Source organism: Pedobacter sp. Hv1, assembly GCF_001412215.1.
GTDB lineage: Bacteria > Bacteroidota > Bacteroidia > Sphingobacteriales > Sphingobacteriaceae > Pedobacter.
Genome location: NZ_LLWP01000009.1, coordinates 283,462 through 301,171 on the forward strand (window position 1 = coordinate 283,462; position 17,710 = coordinate 301,171).

General features: G+C 37.1%; 15 protein-coding genes. 9 read left to right on the top strand and 6 right to left on the bottom strand.

The genetic code is table 11. From position 1 onward, the window contains the following. Positions 1 to 20: 20 nt before the first annotated feature. A complete protein-coding gene (locus AQF98_RS17425; protein WP_055133245.1) occupies positions 21 to 1,121 on the bottom strand; it encodes a CapA family protein in 1,101 nt (366 codons plus the stop codon). A gap of 73 nt (positions 1,122 to 1,194) precedes the next feature. Beyond that, positions 1,195 to 1,770: a C40 family peptidase gene (locus AQF98_RS17430; RefSeq protein WP_055133246.1), complete on the bottom strand. Its 576-nt coding sequence runs from the start codon at positions 1,768 to 1,770 to the stop codon at positions 1,195 to 1,197. A 485-nt stretch (positions 1,771 to 2,255) separates the two neighbouring features. On the opposite strand from AQF98_RS17430, the gene pdhA reads away from it, so the two are divergent. Next, positions 2,256 to 3,248, top strand: coding sequence for a pyruvate dehydrogenase (acetyl-transferring) E1 component subunit alpha (pdhA, locus tag AQF98_RS17435; protein WP_055133247.1), 993 nt, complete (start codon positions 2,256 to 2,258; stop codon positions 3,246 to 3,248). 34 nt (positions 3,249 to 3,282) lie between these two features. Further along, positions 3,283 to 4,917, top strand: coding sequence for a dihydrolipoamide acetyltransferase family protein (locus AQF98_RS17440; RefSeq protein WP_055133248.1), 1,635 nt, complete (start codon positions 3,283 to 3,285; stop codon positions 4,915 to 4,917). Between the two features lie 138 nt (positions 4,918 to 5,055). Here the strand turns inward: AQF98_RS17440 and AQF98_RS17445 are convergent, their stop codons facing one another. From AQF98_RS17445 to AQF98_RS17455, 3 genes are read right to left on the bottom strand one after another with little or no spacing between them, the layout of a single operon-like run. After that, positions 5,056 to 5,739 carry a hypothetical protein gene (locus tag AQF98_RS17445; protein WP_055133249.1) on the bottom strand — a complete coding sequence of 228 codons (684 nt, stop codon included), beginning with the start codon at positions 5,737 to 5,739 and terminating at the stop codon, positions 5,056 to 5,058. A gap of 9 nt (positions 5,740 to 5,748) precedes the next feature. Next, positions 5,749 to 8,658 (bottom strand): T9SS type A sorting domain-containing protein, encoded by a 2,910-nt coding sequence (locus AQF98_RS17450; protein WP_055133250.1) that lies wholly within the window; start codon positions 8,656 to 8,658, stop codon positions 5,749 to 5,751. Beyond that, on the bottom strand, positions 8,655 to 9,236 hold the full coding sequence (locus tag AQF98_RS17455) for a hypothetical protein (protein WP_152969750.1): 582 nt from the start codon (positions 9,234 to 9,236) through the stop codon (positions 8,655 to 8,657). The genes AQF98_RS17450 and AQF98_RS17455 overlap by 4 nt, the downstream gene beginning before the upstream one ends. 304 nt (positions 9,237 to 9,540) lie before the next feature. Between AQF98_RS17455 and AQF98_RS17460 the strand changes: the two genes are divergently transcribed. From AQF98_RS17460 to hisS, 3 genes are all read left to right on the top strand, one after another. Beyond that, complete coding sequence (locus tag AQF98_RS17460; RefSeq protein WP_055133252.1) at positions 9,541 to 11,316, top strand: DUF885 family protein; 1,776 nt, start codon at positions 9,541 to 9,543, stop codon at positions 11,314 to 11,316. A 153-nt stretch (positions 11,317 to 11,469) separates the two neighbouring features. Then, positions 11,470 to 11,766, top strand: a complete 297-nt coding sequence (locus AQF98_RS17465; RefSeq protein WP_055133253.1) for a Dabb family protein — start codon at positions 11,470 to 11,472, stop codon at positions 11,764 to 11,766. A gap of 80 nt (positions 11,767 to 11,846) precedes the next feature. Then, positions 11,847 to 13,244 (top strand): histidine--tRNA ligase, encoded by a 1,398-nt coding sequence (hisS, locus tag AQF98_RS17470; RefSeq protein ID WP_055133254.1) that lies wholly within the window; start codon positions 11,847 to 11,849, stop codon positions 13,242 to 13,244. 1 nt (position 13,245) lies between these two features. Here the strand turns inward: hisS and AQF98_RS17475 are convergent, their stop codons facing one another. After that, positions 13,246 to 13,713 (bottom strand): nuclear transport factor 2 family protein, encoded by a 468-nt coding sequence (locus AQF98_RS17475; protein WP_055133255.1) that lies wholly within the window; start codon positions 13,711 to 13,713, stop codon positions 13,246 to 13,248. A 247-nt stretch (positions 13,714 to 13,960) separates the two neighbouring features. On the opposite strand from AQF98_RS17475, the gene AQF98_RS17480 reads away from it, so the two are divergent. The 4 genes from AQF98_RS17480 to AQF98_RS17495 all read left to right on the top strand — a co-directional run bounded on the left by AQF98_RS17480 (position 13,961) and on the right by AQF98_RS17495 (position 17,674). Beyond that, positions 13,961 to 15,397, top strand: a complete 1,437-nt coding sequence (locus AQF98_RS17480) for a hypothetical protein (protein ID WP_055133256.1) — start codon at positions 13,961 to 13,963, stop codon at positions 15,395 to 15,397. A 10-nt stretch (positions 15,398 to 15,407) separates the two neighbouring features. Then, complete coding sequence (locus AQF98_RS17485; protein WP_055133257.1) at positions 15,408 to 16,367, top strand: hypothetical protein; 960 nt, start codon at positions 15,408 to 15,410, stop codon at positions 16,365 to 16,367. A 66-nt stretch (positions 16,368 to 16,433) separates the two neighbouring features. Beyond that, entirely contained in the window at positions 16,434 to 16,895 is a 462-nt protein-coding gene (locus AQF98_RS17490; protein WP_055133258.1) for a hypothetical protein, read from the top strand. Between the two features lie 278 nt (positions 16,896 to 17,173). After that, entirely contained in the window at positions 17,174 to 17,674 is a 501-nt protein-coding gene (locus AQF98_RS17495) for a hypothetical protein (RefSeq protein ID WP_055133259.1), read from the top strand. Positions 17,675 to 17,710 lie beyond the last annotated feature (36 nt).

Sequence of the window (17,710 nt, forward strand, 5' to 3'; positions counted from 1 at the left end):
TGCCGCTTTTTTAATAAGATTTAATCTCTTAGAGAGATCCTATTGTGCTCAAATTTTAACTGATGATCTTTAAAATCAACATCAGTTAAGCTTTGGATCTTTTTAAAAGCGGTAAAATTCTCATCAAGTGTTAAACGATTAATTTTATCCTGTTTTACTGAAACTACATCGGCATAGAGGAAATCGCCTTTGGCATTGATCTTTAATTGAAGCAAGGGTGCAAAACCATTCGGACCTTTTAAGCTAAACATGCCATAGGTACAGAAATTACCTAAACTATAAGCAATGAATTTGTTTTTGTAAACTTCAACGGCTCGGGTTACATGTGGCCCATGACCTAAAACCACATCGGCGCCTGCATCAATTACGCCATGGGCAAAAGCATATACATTACCTCGGTTCTCTTTGTAAAAAATCTCTGTTTGTCGGGTTACATGTTCAAAATTGGCACCTTCGCCACCGCCATGAAAGGACACAATTACAATGTCTACCTGCTTTTTTAAGGCAGCAACTAGCTTCTTGGCACTGTCTATATCTTTAATGGAAACGGTATTCTCATTAGGCGCAAAAGCGCAAAATGCATATTTTACACTATCTTTTTCGAAGATATCGAAAGGTTTGTTCAGTTGTCCGGCATATTTGATCTGCAATGAATCTAAGATCCTTGCTGTATTCTTTCGGCCTCTACTGTCAAAATCACCAACGTGGTTATTCGCAATGCTAAGTACATTAAATCCAGCTTTTTTAAAAATCTCACCATAGCGATCGGGCATCCGAAAGGCATAACAGCTGTTGGGGTTGGCGCCTTTACATTTAGAAGAATTGCCGTTATTTAAAAAACAACCTTCTAAATTCCCAAAAACAATATCTCCCTTTAAAAATGAATCAACTGCTTTAAAACTGTTGATGGCATCATCAGGTGGAAGATTGAGCTTACTTGGAAATGCAGATCCCAACATGATATCGCCTACTGCAACAATGCTAATGGTATCTTTTATTTGATGTAAACTATCCTGACTTGAATTGGGTTGTTGGATAGCTGTAGTTGTTTTACTTTGACAGCTCAATAAAAAATAAGCAACAAGTAGGGTGAAACTAGCAAGAGCGAAAAATCTTTTCATTGGTGAGGTATAAAAAAATCCCCCTGGGTTGATAGGAGGATTATAATATTTTTAGTGAATTAGAAAAGTTGAACTATTCTTCAACAAAGTCCTTTTTGCCCGATTCGATGATTCGGCCACCCTTAAAAAAGATCCGGGCGTAATAAGGTTCGTTAAGGTTGCTGATTACCACACCACGTGATGATGAAGCATGAGCAAAACGATTATCGCCTAAGTAAACACCCACGTGCGAAATTTTACGTCCATTACCTCTAAAGAATACCAAATCACCTTCTTTCAATTCGTCTTTAGACAATGGAACAGTCATTCCGAAAATATCGCCAGAGTTGCGTAGAATATTGGTATTGAAAACTTTATCGTAAATGGTTTTTGCAAAGGCTGAACAATCAATTCCTTTTTTGGTATTACCTGCAAAACGGTAAGGAGTTCCAATCCACTCGTATATAAATTTATATAGCTTTAAGTTCGAAGTTGCATCTACGGCAACACCCATTACTTGCGAGAAATATTGTGAAGCTAAGTTATCTGGATCTTCTACCTTGGTCTCTTTTGCCTTGCTTTGAACTTCTTTTGTCTTTTTGCTTTGGGCAAATGTAGCAGAGTAGCTACAAGTGATGATCAATAGGGAGAACAAAAACTTTTTAATCATGTTATACTGTTAAGTTTGGGTAAAAATGACACTTACACTTAAACGTACACCACTAGGGCTTATTGTTAGGGTAGCAAAAATATGTTATTTGAATATGTTATCCAAATGTTTTTCAGTCATTTGTAAAAGTTATTAACATTTGTTGCGTTTTTACCTGCGCTAACGTATCATTTTAATTGTTTTTCTGTTAACAAAATCAAAATTAGACTTCTAGTAAATAGGCCCATCTATAAATATGACTAACAGAATAATATTTCCCTGTTTTTTTTAATTCATTCTAAAATTTATCGCGAATTGGCGAAAGCAAGAAATATTAATCCCAAGTATTGTCAAATTGCAAAAAAATAAAAAGGCAACAAATTGATTAAAAGGCTTAAAATCTAATAGTTTAGCAGCTCCACAAAGATAATTTTACATTAAATGATGTCAGAAATTGCATAAAAAAAATTAGATTTGCTCTCATAAATAAAAATCAATACCTCAACATGAGTGCAGTAGAAATAAATAAGGATACCTATTTGAAGTGGTTTGAGTCGATGTTGCTGATGCGCAAGTTCGAAGAAAAAACCGGACAGTTATACGGACAGCAAAAGATACGTGGTTTTTGCCACCTATACATCGGCCAAGAGGCAGTAGTTGCAGGCGCAATCTCTGCAATGGGACCAGACGATTCTATGATTACAGCTTACCGTGATCACGCACATGCTTTGGCATTAGGTGTAAGTGCAAACAGTATCATGGCAGAAATGTATGGTAAAATAACTGGTTGCTCTAAAGGTAAAGGTGGTTCAATGCACATCTTTAGTAAAGAACATAACTTTTACGGTGGACACGGTATTGTAGGTGGTCAAATTCCATTAGGTGCAGGTATTGCATTTGCTGAGAAATATAAAGGCACTAAAAATGTAAATATTTGTTACATGGGCGACGGAGCAGTTCGTCAGGGTGCTTTAAACGAAGCCTTTAACATGGCCATGTTATGGAAACTACCTGTAATTTTTGTTTGCGAAAACAATGGTTATGCCATGGGAACTTCTGTAGAACGTACCACCAACATGACAGATATCTATAAAATTGGTTTAGGTTTCGATATGCCTTGTGCACCAGTTGATGGAATGGATCCTGTTGCAGTACACAATGCAATGGACGAAGCTATTCAACGTGCTCGTAGTGGCGAAGGACCTACTTTCTTAGAAATGAGAACTTACCGTTACCGTGGTCACTCGATGTCTGATCCAGCAAAATACCGTTCAAAAGACGAGTTGGAAGAATACAAATCAAAAGATCCAATTGAGCAAGTAAGAGAAGTTATTCTGGCAGAAAAATATGCCGATGATAAATGGATAGCTGAGATTGAAGAAAAAGTAAAAGCAATAGTTGATGAATCAGTGAAATTTGCTGAAGAATCTCCTTGGCCAGACGCATCAGAGCTTTATAAAGATGTTTATGTACAAGCAGACTATCCATACCAAGATTAATTTTTTAGAACGCATTTTCAATAGATTTATATAAATGGCTGATATAGTAAAAATGCCCAAAATGAGCGATACCATGACCGAAGGGGTAATGGCGAAGTGGCATAAAAAAGTAGGCGATAAAGTTAAGAGCGGCGATGTTTTGGCCGAAGTAGAAACCGATAAGGCGACTATGGATTTAGAGTCTTACTGGGACGGAACGCTATTGTTTGTTGGCGTTGAAGAAGGTAAAGCTGTTCCGGTTGATGCTGTAATTGCAGTAATCGGTAAAGAAGGTGAAGATTACAAAGCAGCACTTGAGGCTGAAGGTGGTGCAGCTAAAGCAGATGCACCGAAAGCTGAAGAAGCACCAAAAGAAGAAGCTAAAGCACCAGCACAAGGTGGTGGCTTAAGTGAAGAAGAACTGAGCAAAAAAGGAGTAACGGTAATCCGTATGCCTTTATTAAGTGATACCATGACCGAAGGCGTTATTGCCGAATGGCATAAAAAAGTAGGTGATAAAGTTAAGGATGATGATGTTTTAGCTGATGTAGAAACCGATAAGGCTACTATGGAAGTAATGGGCTATGCAACTGGAACTTTATTGCATATTGGCGTAAACAAGGGTGAAGCTGCCAAAGTAAACGGCATTATCGCTATTGTTGGGCCGGAAGGAACAGATATCTCTGCTATTTTAGCACAAGGTGATGCACCGGCTAAAGCTGCAAGTTCAGCACCGGCTGAAGGCCCTAAAGCTGAAGCAGCAAAAGAAGAAGCAAAACCTCAAGTAGCTGCCAATGCAAATACTGGTCGTATCATTGCCTCGCCTTTGGCTAAAAAAATTGCCAAAGAAAAAGGGATAGATCTTGCTCAGGTTGCTGGTAGTGCAGATGGTGGTCGTATCATTAAAAAAGATATCGAGAACTTTAAACCTGCTGCTGCGGCTCCAGTTACTACTGCTGCTCCTGCTGCAGAAAAAGTAGCTCCTGCAATTCCTTCATTTGTTGGCGAAGAGAAATTTAGCGAAAGACCAGTTACCCAAATGCGTAAAGCAATTAGCAGACGTTTATCTGAAAGCTTGTTTACTGCACCGCATTTCTATGTAACCATGAGTATTGATATGGACCAAGCGATTGCGGCCCGTACCAAAATGAATGAATATGCTCCAGTTAAAATTTCTTTCAACGATCTAGTGTTAAAAGCAGTAGCGATTGCCTTAAAACAACACCCTGCTATCAATTCATCTTTCTTGGGCGATACCATCCGTACCAATGAACATGTACACATTGGTGTAGCTGTTGCGGTTGATGAAGGTTTATTGGTGCCTGTAATCCGTTTTGCTGATGGCAAATCATTAAGCCATATCTCTGCTGAGGTAAAAGAGTACGCTCAAAAAGCAAAATCTAAAAAACTACAACCTGCCGAAATGGAAGGCTCAACATTCACTATCTCTAATTTAGGAATGTTTGGCGTGGATGAATTTACAGCAATTATCAATACGCCAAATGCTTGTATCCTTGCCGTAAGCGGTATTGCACAAGTACCAGTGGTTAAAAATGGTGCTGTTGTACCAGGTAATGTAATGAAAGTGACTTTAAGCTGCGATCACCGTGTGGTTGATGGTGCTACAGGCGCTGCTTTCTTACAAACCTTAAAAGCGTTATTAGAAGAACCAGTAAGGTTATTGGTTTAACATAATTGACGATCCTGAGCTTGTCTGAGGATTTAATAAAAAGGCTACCTGTTTGGGTAGCCTTTTTTGTTAGCGTGAATTTGCAACAAAAATAAAATAATGATAAACGATACTCTTCTTTTTGTTGTTGATGATAAATTAGTTGGTGTAGAATATATAAACTCCCGAGTCTGAAGTATTTCCTTTACTATCCCTAGTAATCACCTTCCAATAATAGGTCGTGCCTGTATTTATAGCTACATCAGCTAATGTAAGCCCCACCTGGTTGCTTTTTAATAATGTAGGAGTATTAGTAGTGCCTAGATAAATGTCATAATTTACAATGTCGTTATCTGCATCGCTACCAGTCCATTGTAAGGTCGTTTTTCCAGCGTTTGGCGTAATGCGCTGTCCCATTGTTGGACTAATCATTTCGGCAGGGAAAGGGCTATAAAAGCTAAGTGCATCTCCAGCATTAAAGAACTTCCAAACTTCACTTTTTGCGGTTGTGCTGGTTTTTGATGATTTAGCAGTTACAAACCACGAATAGGGAGTATTTCTCGTTAATGTTATAGGTAATTCGATATTGGCAGTAGTTTGACTAGTAGTTACCCCACTTTCGAGATTTTTTACAGTAATTTCATATGAATCGGCATTTTGAGATGCCGTCCATTTAAATAGAATAGAACTTAAAGTTGGTGAAATTATAGTTCCACTTATGCAAGCTTCGTTATTGTTCGGAAGCGACAATACTGCTTTAGTAGGTGGATCTATTACCTCTGGGGTTTTCTCACAGCTTAATATTGTTAAACATGCTAGGCATAGAAATAAATATCTTTTCATTGTTTATTCTTAATCTTTTATAATCTTGTGGATAGTTTTTGTATTGCCAATAGACAGGGTAAGTACATGTAAGCCTTTACTTAGTTTGGAAAGATTGACACCTATTCTTCCATATTCTGAAATATGCTGGCTAGTATGTACCAATCTTCCATCTAGCGAATGAACTTCTATTTTGGCCTGATTTGATTCTGTACTCCCAGTAGAAATGTAAAGCATATCTTTTACTGGATTCGGGTAGAGTGAAATACGATTTGTAGTGATAAATGTTTTTTCCACTATGCCTTGGCAGAGCTTATCTGAAGATATCTTAACAATGTTATTTCCATTGATTAATGGAAGTGAAATTTCTTGATCAGTTGTTGTAAATACTTTACCATTTAATTCAATTCTATAAAAATTGCTACCCTCTAGTTTCAGCACTACTGTATTCCCGCCATCTTTTAGGTTTGAATAAACAGCTAAGTCTTTAGGCTCCTTAATTGCTAAATCAAAACATTGTTTATAGCCTGCTTGCCCGGCAATGGTAATACAAACATTATAAGTTCCAGCAGGGAGGTTATTTAAAGCCAAAACACTATTGAATGGGTGTGTGGTGGTTTTATTATTCCCAATAATAGTTGCTGTATAGTTTAGGGCTTGTGTGGCGGTAATCTGAATAGCACCATTATTGCTACCTTTACAAGTTACATCGGTTGATTTAACAGTGAAATTACTTACTGGCAAGGTAAATACAACATCTAAAATTTGAGTTACTTCTGTTGCAGCATTAAAATTTGTATTTCCTGTTTGTGATGCAATAATTGTTGTAGAGCCTGATGCAATGAGATGGACTTTATTACCTATAATGGTAGCTACCGAAGGATTTGAACTTCTATAGTTAACAGACAATCCTGAACTTGCTGTAGCAGTTAAATCAAAATCTGCATCATTGTAATTTTTAACCATTAGGTTAGGGAAAGTAATCGTCTGATTGGCTTTATTTACTACCAATTCGACCTCTTTGGTTGCTGAAGCAAATTCTGTATTTCCTACCTGTAAAGCAGTAATTGTAGTCGATCCTGCACCCACAATATGAACCTTATTATTTACAATGGTTGCTACCGCTGGATTTGAGCTATTGTAAGTGATGGCCAATCCCGAGCTTGCAGAAGCGCCCGGATCAAAATCTAGGCTGTTCAGTTCCTTTGCGCTAAGGTTAGGGAAGGTAATGGTTTGCAAAAACTTACTAATAGTTAAGCTATTGGATACTTGTGTCGCCGCACTGTAATTGTTATTCCCATTCTGGATTGCTGTAATAGTTGTGCTTCCTGCCCCAACAATATGTGCCTTATATCCTATAATACTTACGACGCTTGGGTTAGAACTGGTAAAACTAACTTCCAATCCAGAGCTTGCAACAGCATTGAGGTCAAAATCAGGATCAGAAATCCTTTTAGCTGGTATAGTAGGAAAGTCTATATTTTGAATAGCCTTGCTTACAAACAGGTTAAGGTTTACAATCGCAGGACTATAGGTAGCGTTACCAACCTGTGTTGCAGTAATGATAGCAGAACCAGCCCCAACCATATGTACTTTGTTATTTACGATGGTCGCAACTAATGGATTACTACTGGTATAAGTAATGGGTAGTCCGGTATTTGCTGTAACGCCAGGATCAAAATCTATATCACCGTAGGTTTTTACAGGTATTGCATTATAGGTAAAAACTTGAGGTAATTTACTGATGAAGATAAACCCAGTTGCTGCAGCCACTCCTCCTGGCCCACTTACATTTACCTCTCCAGAAGCACCATCATTTGAGATTACGGCTGTAATAGTTGTTGGCGAAACTACTGTGAAAGAAGCAGCTGGCACACCACCAAAGGTTATCTTAGTAGCGCCAGTAAAATTTGTCCCTGTTATGGTTATTACTTCACCACTTCTTGCTGTAGTTGGACTAAAGGAATTGATAAAGCTATAAGCTGGGGCACAACTTCCTGGCGATAAAGGAATCATAGGAGGCTCAATGCCTGAAGCAATTTGGCTTAGGTTTACCATATACCTCCCCGCATTAATATCATTGGTATTGAGTGTCCTTTTTTCAGTTTCTGTTACCTGACGACCCCAGTACATCACATCATTTTGATTGATAACAACCCCTAAATTCAGTGCTTTGCCTAAACTATGTAAGGCGACACTTTCAAAGTCATATAATCCAGGTTCACCTGAATTGAATTTGAACCAGTGATTTAATTTGCTAAAAGTGATATTGACACCAACGAGGTACCAAGTATTTCCCCTGAGCACATGAATAGTTGAAGTCTGAGCTGCAGCCCCTACATCCATCTCTTCATCATCTACAATCCGAATAATGTTACCTCCCCATCGAGAACTAGTCGGTTCTCCAATTTTCCAATTTACACCTGTTGCACATTTCCACGTTTCAAAAGCATTCAAAAAAGCAGCTTTGGCTTTATTGTTTGAGTTGAGACTGGTATGTAAATTAAAAGTATAACCTCCAGAACCATTGTCATCATATAGTTTTGTCTCCTTGCCGGAAACATTGTAAATATCATAATCAATAATCAACCATGGATGTATGGCTTTTACAGTTCCGTTATCCATTTTTATATAAATTGGTCCATCTCCAGCACCCGAAGGTACTTTTACTTCAATTCTTGTATCAGACCATAATAGATAATCGCTTTCTAAAGGTCTAGCTATTCCTTGGCTAGCTCTACCAATATAGAAATACACAGAGTTATTAGCGGTTTTGTGCGGCCCAAAGCCTGATCCTGTAATAGTTAATACACTTCCTGTCCCTGCAGTGATATGGGATGGGCTAAAAGTATCCACCTGACTAAAAGCCGTTGAAGAAAGAATAAAAGCAAAAAATAAAAAGCAACAGATGAAGCGGAAATTTAGGGTTTTCTTAATCATTGTAGCTCAATTTTAAAAGGTGCTTTTTGAATAGTTTTAAAATTGGATTTAGTTTGATCAACAATTTTCGAATGAAGCTCTTTAGGGATGTTTTTATAATTATTAAATACATCATTTGCTGTCGCATTTGTTGTATCATAGGCTATAAAGCCTTGAATTCCGGCATAAGCTTTCAACTTTGTGAGCTGTGTTGTGGTATTTATTTTAGCTTTATTTGGAATAGTTGTAAAAACGCCAGCATCACCAACTTTCAATTCTAATGTGTTGCTAATTCGCTCCATTCTATCTCCCACAATCCCTCCACGGGTAATAATTTCTACTTGCTTTGCCGTAAGTTGTCCTTTAAATACTTTATACACCTCAACAGTATTGGCTGTATAAATATGTGTTTGGGTTTCATCCCAATAGGCTGCTTGACTGATTACCTTGCCTTCAAGAATAATGGTTGCATTTTCAATCCGTTCTTTTAAAGAAATCGGAACCAATTGACCGAAGGAAGGACAAGCGTAACAAAGTAGGAGGAAGAACCCTGCCGTTCGAAGAAATTTCATTGTTTTTTGAGTAGAGGTTAATTTCATAGATGAAGCGTTAATTAAAAACTTAGTTGATAAATTTTTTGAAGATAATAGATTTATTTAGAATGAGATGTGCTTATTTTTAAATTATTTGAAAATCAGAATCTTAAGATTTTTAAGGTGCGGAAAACTGTAGAGTTTCTGACAGGAAATGAAATTTGTATGTATAAAAGCAGTATCTTTAATTAAGTCTTAAACTTGATAAAATAGCGCATATTCCCAATCATAGAACTCAACTTAACCAAGCCATAGAACATACTGAGTCTGTCTTTAAAAAACCAACTTTATAAATTTATATAACTGAACAATGAAAAAACTAGCTTTTGCTTTATTGATTGTAACCACAATCAGTGCTTGTAAACAATCAGGTAAGCCTACCACCGAAGCCAATAAAAACTTTGCAGCTTTATGCGAGCAATATTATGAGGATGGCTTGAAACTCAATCCCATTAACGCCACGTTTATTGGCGATGAAAGATACAATGACCTTTTACCCAATGATGGGTCGGTAGCTTATATCAAGGAATATGGAGACTTTAATAAACGCTTTCTGGATAGTTTGACCAAATACGACAGGGAAAGCTTAAATGCAAACGATAAACTGTCGTATGATTTTTTAAAGGATCAGTTAGACATGAACATAGAAGGGCTTAAATACCACTCAGAATATTTGCCGTTTAACCAAATGTTTGCCTTGCCTTTAACCATTGGTCAATTAGGGTCTGGAACAGGAGCGCAACCCTTTAAAACGGTAAAGAATTACGAAGATTGGTTGAAACGTGTTACTGCATTTTCCGTTTGGGCAGATACAGCCATTGGCAATTTTAAAAAGGGGATGCAAAAAGACATTGTGTTACCTAAAGCATTGGTGGTTAAAATGGTTCCACAAATGCAGAGCATGGTGGTGGCAAACCCAGAGCAGAGCTTGTTTTATGGACCAATTAAACTGATGCCTAAAGACTTTTCTCCAGCAGATCAGAAAAGATTAACTGAAGCATATAAAAAAACCATTCAAACCGTAATTGTGCCTACCTATAAAAAATTAGGCGACTTTTTGCAGAATGAATACCTCCCTAAAGCCAGAACAACTTCGGGCATGTCGGCTATGCCAGGTGGTGCCGAATGGTATGCCTATTTAGTGCGTCAGCAGACCACTACCAAAAAAACACCAGAAGAGATTTATCAGACAGGTTTGAAAGAGGTGGCCCGAATTAAGGCACAGATGGATAGCATCAAAAATCTGGTAGGTTTTAAAGGCGATCTTAAAGCATTTTTCGAATACATGAAAACAGACCCTAAGTTTATGCCTTACAAAACACCAAAAGAAGTATTGGCTGCTTTTGAAGATATTCACCAAAGGATGAAACCGAACTTGAAAAAAATGTTCGACCATGAGCCTAAAACACCTTTTGAAATTAGACAAACCGAAGCTTTTAGAGCAGCATCTGCCAGTGCCGAGTACAACCAAGGTTCTGCAGATGGCAAAAGACCAGGGATATTTTATGTGCCTATTTTAGATGCCACAAAGTTCAACATCACATCTGGTATGGAATCGTTGTTTTTGCATGAGGCTATCCCAGGGCACCACTATCAGATTTCTTTAACACAAGAAAATACTTCATTGCCTAAATTTCGCAGGTTTGGTTTCCACAATGCTTATGTAGAGGGTTGGGCTTTGTATTGCGAATCATTGGGTAAAGAGTTGGGCCTATATCAAGATCCGTATCAACACATGGGTGCTTTGGGCGATGAGATGCACCGTGCCATCCGCTTAGTGGTTGATGTGGCCATCCATACCAAAAACATGAGCAGAGAAGAAGCCATCAAATACATGATGGACAATGAGGCGATAAGTGAAGAAGGTGCCACTGCAGAAATTGAGCGTTACATGGGTATCCCGGCTCAGGCATTGGGTTACAAAACAGGAGCCATGAAAATAAGAGAACTGAGAGCTAAGTACGAAAAAGAATTGGGTGCTAAATTCAAACTTTCTGCTTTCCATACCGAAGTTTTAAAAGATGGTTCTTTACCATTAAGCGTATTTGAAGCTAAAATGGATGCTTGGGCGGCAACTCAAAAATAAAATGGAAAATGTAAGATGGAAGAGGGAATTGCTTTCATCTTACATTTTTAAATAGGCTGACTGATCGTTATTAAATTCTAATTTATTGTGACTTGATTTTTTTGCTCGAACGAAAGTCAAAAAGCTTATTTTTGGGCTATAAAATTAAAAACCATGATCGCCCATCACGTATTATTTTGGCTAAAAGCCGACACCACAGCAGCACAATTAACAGCCTTCCGTAAAGGATTAGATTCTTTAGAGCAAATTGCTGTTGTAAAATATTTTCATATTGGTACACCAGCTCCAATAGAACGAGCGGTGGTAGATACCACATACACTTTTAGCCTCGTTTTGTTTTTTGAAGATATGGCCGGTCATGATGTTTACCAAAGCCACCCTATCCATCAGGCATTTTTGGATGAGTTTAGGATCTTTTTTGAAAAGGTAATCATCTACGATGCCGAATAGGAAGAAACTCTGATCAACTGAGAATTACCAACTGAAAACTGAGAACTGAAAACTGCCATCTTTTTTAGTATTTTTGCCCCATGTCTATTACCAAGCCCAGTTTACCAAAAGGAACAAGAGATTTTTCGCCACAAGAAATGGTGAAACGCAATTATATTTTTGATACCATTAAAACGGTTTTCAAAAAATATGGTTATGCCGAAATACAAACACCAAGTATGGAGAACTTGTCTACCTTAACTGGTAAATATGGTGATGAAGGGGACAAATTGATCTTCAAGATTTTAAATAGCGGAGATTTTTTAAAAGAAGCAGACAATAAAAAGCAGAAGGATCAAAGTTTTGAATACAATTCGAAGAACTTGTTGCCTTTGGTTTCGGAAAAAGCATTGCGCTATGATCTAACTGTGCCATTTGCCCGCTACGTGGTGATGCACCAGAGTGAAATTTCATTTCCTTTTAAGCGTTTTCAGGTACAGCCAGTTTGGCGTGCAGATCGACCGCAAAAAGGCCGCTATAGAGAGTTTTATCAGTGCGATGCCGATGTAGTTGGCTCGCCTTCTTTACTCAACGAAGCAGAGTTTGTGTTGATCTATCATGAAGCGCTGAGCAATTTGGGCCTAAAAGATTTTAACATCAAAATCAATAACCGGAAAATTTTATCAGGCATAGCCGAAATTATCGGTAAACCAGAGTTGATTGTAGACATGACAGTTGCCATTGATAAATTGGATAAAATTGGTTTTGATGGCGTAACAAAAGAATTAATAGAGCGTGGATTTACCACTGCCGATATTGATCAGTTAAAACCAGTCATTTTATTAGAAGGTACAAACAGTGAAAAACTGCAAAGCCTGAAATCTGTTTTAGCCAACTCTACAATCGGTTTAAAAGGAATTGAAGAAATTGAAACAGTCTTCAACTATATCTCCAATCTTAAATCTCCAATCTCAAATCTTTCAACAGTAGTTGAATTAGATATTACGCTGGCCCGAGGTCTAAATTATTATACAGGTTGTATTTTCGAAGTGAAAACCAATGAGGTAGCCATGGGAAGTATTGGCGGCGGCGGTCGTTATGATGATTTAACAGGCATGTTCGGTTTAAAAGATTTGACAGGTGTTGGTATCTCTTTCGGCGCAGACCGGATTTACGATGTGTTGGAAGAGTTGAACCTTTTCCCAACGGCTACTGCACAAGGTACAACAGTGTTGATCAGTAATTTTGATGAAGCAGCTGAATTGTATGCCTTACCCATCTTACAACAGTTAAGAACAGCTAATATTTCGGCAGAGTTATATCCATCGGCAGCGAAGCTTAAAAAGCAGATGAGTTATGCTGATGCCAAACGAATCCCTTATGTACTTTTAATTGGTGGAGATGAAGTGCAAAGCGGAATGCTGACACTTAAAAACATGGAAAGTGGCGATCAGCAAAAGCTGGATGTTAATGCCATTGTCACTTATCTAAGTAAATAATTTACTTCTTGGTCATAAAGCTGCTCAGGTTTTTCATGGCCTGAGTACTTATCTTTTTGCGCAAAAAACCTGTCCACCCAAACAAAATGCCATTAATGCCCAAGGCTTGTTTAGCCCAGGTATAAAAGTTGAAATGGTCGATATGTTTGACAATTTTACCATTTTCTATTTCAAAAGTAGCATCAATTCTATTGATTACTTGGTTGCCTGTTAGGGAAAAAGTATAGTAGGCATCCCAATGGGCTTTTACCGCATTCTCATTGGCAGCAATCTGACCAAATTCTACACGCATGTCTTTCCCTTTTAAAATCAACATCTCCCACATTGCCTTCACCTGAGCTGCGTCTAGATTTTTAAAAACAGCATCGCTAAAAGTAGTATTATCTGCATAACAGGCCTGCATTCCTTTATAATCTTTTTGCTGAAAGCAGGTATAAAAATGATGGATCAATTGTTCGTTGGCATTCATTTGATGGAGTTTTCTTAAATGTAAGAAAATTTAAGCAAACCTATTTAAGGTTTGTGCTCTATTCAACTGTAAAAAGGTCTCGGATAAAGAATTGGTCGTTTCGTACAAAGTATATGGCTCTCTGGACAAGGTAACTTGTATAAAGCATGTGCAAAAATAACTTTGCTGAAAGTTTAAAAAAACAAACATAGTTCCTTAACACTAACAGCTATGTAAACAATTAATTTTTTACCACATTCATTTACCAATGATTACACCAAATAAGAAAAACAAAACTATTTTATGGGGCATGCTGGCAGTTGTACTGCTGGTTATCAGCTCGTGTGCAAAGGACAAAATTACCAATGAGGAGACCAACAAATTGCTACCTTTAGAAAATGCCAAACTGAACAGCTTGAAACAATCGTACGGCCGACAAGAAAGCCTAGTACTTAACAACGACAATTGGATCAATTCTCTTTCTCCAGATTGGGCCAAGATCAATGTAAACATAGTTGACGGCAGTAAAGTTTATGAAGTTAGCCTTAAAAACCCCAAACGTGTATTTGCCACAACCACAGTTGTTGATAAAAGAAATGCCGAGCAATTGGTGAACAGCAGTTTAACCAAGTTGCTGATATTTGAAGATTTGAAAGGTAACCTTAAAACCTGTTTTATGGAATTGATTGCATTTAACCACCCCGAAAAATTGCAGCAGTTGCGCTATAAAAACTATCAAGACTTTGATGGGATCGTTAATTTTTACGAAATGGACGGAACCTTGGCCAAAGGATGGATCATTACAAAAGGAAAAGTTACCGCAGGCACCAAAGCTTCAATTGTAAATGGCCTTAGTAAAGCTAAAAATTCGGGTCTGCAAACCCAGGCAATGGCACCATGTGGTACCATAAATGTTTTAAAATGGAGAGAAAAATGTGTTTCTACAACGGGTATAGAAGGCTATGGTGGTGGCGGCTATATGGAATGTACTTGGGAACAATATAATGAAACGCAAACCAGGTATTGCGATGTGCCGCAAGAGGAAGAAGAGGGAGGCTATATTCCAGGGCCTGCTGGGAATGGTGGTGATCCTGAACCTGAGCCAGGGGAAATTATGAATGAATTGGATGGATATCCTTGCGCAAAATCTCTTGTTGAAAATATGCCTAGTTTAAAGGGGGATATTGCAGATAAAATAAATAAGATGTTTGGGAAAAAAGATGATATCAAAATAAATTTTTATGCTGATCCTTCATTAAATGCTCAAACTGATGGTGAATTGAATAAATTCGGGTTCATCATGGGAAAAAATATCTATGGCCTTGGATTGAATACAACTATGCTTGGTAAAGCAAGTAAGGAATATATCTTAGTTACTATGTACCACGAGGCCATGCATGCTTATTTGGCGCATAAGAAGAAGGTATTAGGAGATGTCGAATTTCAAAGACAATTTAATGGATTTGAAGTAAACGGAGGTAGATTAATGGGGGCTGTTGATCCACAGCACGCCACAATGGCTCACCAAGATTTTATTAGTGGTCTGGCAGGAGTAATAAAGTCTTTCAACTCTAGTTTTAGTACTGAAAGAGCTACAGCCCTTGCAAAGCTTGGTATAGTGAACCTTACCCCTGCTGAAATAGTAATAAATGCGCAAGAAAGAGATACTACAGTACCAGGGTATACAGGAACTAAATGCCCTTAAATATATAATTATGAAAAGATTTGTAATAGCATTAATATTATTAACATTAGGGACAATTACGAAACTAAATGCGCAAAGTAAGATAGCTTATTTTCTATTGGAAAAAGGCAAGGAAAAAGGTTTCAGATTTAATCATATCAAGTGTGCTGATGGCAATTATAAGGCCGAACTTTTCAACGTTTTTTTTGATGCAGATACCAATATGTTTACTCTTTTTACAGCATTACCAGATTTGGGATATAGGGAGCCAAAGTGGCAAGAGGTTAAATTAGATACTATAAGGCATAAATTGATTGCGCCTGATACAGTTTATAACCAATACAGGGCAGCAGGAACGAGATTTGGATTGTCGTATTTTAGAAGTGGGATAAATAGGGATTTAGAGGCCTCATTAATGAAGAGTGAATCCATTAAGCCGATTATCAAAAGAGATGGTAAGTATTATACCCCTTTATCTCCAACTTTGATGGAACATTTTTTATTGGTTAAAATTCAGGCTGATAACTCTGAAATGCATGTGATAAACATGTTTCCAAACCTAAGTCAGTTTTTTGAGATTAATGTTGATGTTCCTATTTTTCCATTGAAAAAATTTGAGGAAGAGTATACAAAACGATTTAACCATCCTTCTTTTAATGCTGGCGATGGGCCGGATTTTTACAATGCCTATTATGCCTACAATCAGCCCATACTGCTTAGAGATAAAAGTATTATGATTAATGGAGAAACGGCTTATAAATTTTGGACTTTGGCTTCGTGGAAAATCGATGGAAAAAATAATGAAAGAGGGATAGATAGGTTTGCCTACATACCTGGCACTGGCATTGTAAGTGGGGCTTTTAGCTATCATTTCCGTTATAACAATAAAGGACAGATCAATACCCCGCCACGAGATCTTTTACTTGCCAATTATTTAGCCGACATACAACTAATGCCTTATGAGATTGATGGCAAGCCAGTTAAAAAATAGAGGCAATAGACCAGATGTAATGTTCTATTAATGTGGTTATGTAATTTCGTATAAGAGAATGTTAATATGAAAAATAATAGATTAATTTTGTTGATTACGGTACTGTTGTTTAACGTAGCTGTCACTTTCAGTCAGAGTAGAAGAGAAGCTGAAATTTCTACCGTAGAGCACTTTGTAAAGGCTATTTTTTTAGAGAAGAATACTCTAGGGTCTGTAGTTGATAACTTTATCTATTTTGAGCCCGTTGACAATGCAAAATACACCAGGTCCGCTCGGATAAAAATTTTGGCGAAGCATTTAAAAAAGATAAAAAAGGAAAAGAGTGTATTATTTGATCCAAAAGATTTTCATATTGTAGCATACAACAATTATGAAAACAATAAGGTTAGGTTTTCGAAAATGACTAAGGATGTTTTCATTTTGGTAAGCAAAAATAAACCAGTAATGTATTTCTATTTAAAAAACGCTAGAATACTTTCTTTTGATTACATTATTAAAGGAGATGAAGGTTTATTCATAACGTATTAGATATTATTTCATCATTAAAAAACAGTTAATCTAAGCAGCATCAAATGTAATGAGGTAGTTTATGAAAAATAGAAAAAACTTTGGATCATACTTGTCTCTATTATCGTTGTGTCTAACATACCACCATTTTCAGAAATTTTCAGATTTTTCCTTGATCAAAAACTTTACAGATACAGTAACAGCGACGGAACAAGTACCTTCTATGAATTTATGAGTCGTGGTTTTGAGATGGCAAAAAAGAGGCACATAGCAAACTTAAACATTCAGCTCATTAAATTATGAAATCAAAAATTGTATGTATACTAGGCGTTTTGGTTCCATTTTCATTGGTTCATTTTTGGCATGAAGATGAAGACAAGTTCCCAACAGCATTGAGTTTGTCCATCATATTTGCCCTCATTTATTTGATTTGTTTTTTTATAGGTGTTTTCAAAAAGAGAGTAATCCTAATTCTATCATTGCCGGTCTACATTGTTAGTTTTATATTGTTATTTCAGCTAGTTAATTATCAAACAGATAGAAATGAACTTAATGCAGAAAAACTGATTAAATCATTAGAGCAATACAAATTAAAAACAGGGGAGTATCCTGACTCTTTAACCGAACTAAAGCCATATTACATATCAAATATACCAAAAGTGTGGTTTGGCATGTATTCAAAGGAGTATGGTTATTCATTTAATCAAAAGAATGAGAGCTATTCGTTAAGTATACAGATAGGCACTCAACCCTATAAGATTTGGGAAAGCAGTATGGGAGTCTGGCAATTTTTTGATTAAAGGAAATGGACCAGAGAGTACAACATGTAATTAAAA

Excerpts from the sequence above, each read along its gene's own strand:
- AQF98_RS17450 (WP_055133250.1), bottom strand. The coding sequence starts at position 8,658 with ATGATTAAGAAAACCCTAAATTTCCGCTTCATCTGTTGCTTTTTATTT.
- AQF98_RS17465 (WP_055133253.1), top strand. The coding sequence starts at position 11,470 with ATGATCGCCCATCACGTATTATTTTGGCTAAAAGCCGACACCACAGCA.
- AQF98_RS17445 (WP_055133249.1), bottom strand. The coding sequence starts at position 5,739 with ATGAAAAGATATTTATTTCTATGCCTAGCATGTTTAACAATATTAAGC.
- hisS (WP_055133254.1), top strand. The coding sequence starts at position 11,847 with ATGTCTATTACCAAGCCCAGTTTACCAAAAGGAACAAGAGATTTTTCG.
- AQF98_RS17475 (WP_055133255.1), bottom strand. The coding sequence starts at position 13,713 with ATGAATGCCAACGAACAATTGATCCATCATTTTTATACCTGCTTTCAG.
- AQF98_RS17495 (WP_055133259.1), top strand. The coding sequence starts at position 17,174 with ATGAAATCAAAAATTGTATGTATACTAGGCGTTTTGGTTCCATTTTCA.
- AQF98_RS17460 (WP_055133252.1), top strand. The coding sequence starts at position 9,541 with ATGAAAAAACTAGCTTTTGCTTTATTGATTGTAACCACAATCAGTGCT.
- AQF98_RS17480 (WP_055133256.1), top strand. The coding sequence starts at position 13,961 with ATGATTACACCAAATAAGAAAAACAAAACTATTTTATGGGGCATGCTG.
- AQF98_RS17430 (WP_055133246.1), bottom strand. The coding sequence starts at position 1,770 with ATGATTAAAAAGTTTTTGTTCTCCCTATTGATCATCACTTGTAGCTAC.
- pdhA (WP_055133247.1), top strand. The coding sequence starts at position 2,256 with ATGAGTGCAGTAGAAATAAATAAGGATACCTATTTGAAGTGGTTTGAG.
- AQF98_RS17485 (WP_055133257.1), top strand. The coding sequence starts at position 15,408 with ATGAAAAGATTTGTAATAGCATTAATATTATTAACATTAGGGACAATT.
- AQF98_RS17490 (WP_055133258.1), top strand. The coding sequence starts at position 16,434 with ATGAAAAATAATAGATTAATTTTGTTGATTACGGTACTGTTGTTTAAC.
- AQF98_RS17425 (WP_055133245.1), bottom strand. The coding sequence starts at position 1,121 with ATGAAAAGATTTTTCGCTCTTGCTAGTTTCACCCTACTTGTTGCTTAT.
- AQF98_RS17440 (WP_055133248.1), top strand. The coding sequence starts at position 3,283 with ATGGCTGATATAGTAAAAATGCCCAAAATGAGCGATACCATGACCGAA.
- AQF98_RS17455 (WP_152969750.1), bottom strand. The coding sequence starts at position 9,236 with ATGAAATTAACCTCTACTCAAAAAACAATGAAATTTCTTCGAACGGCA.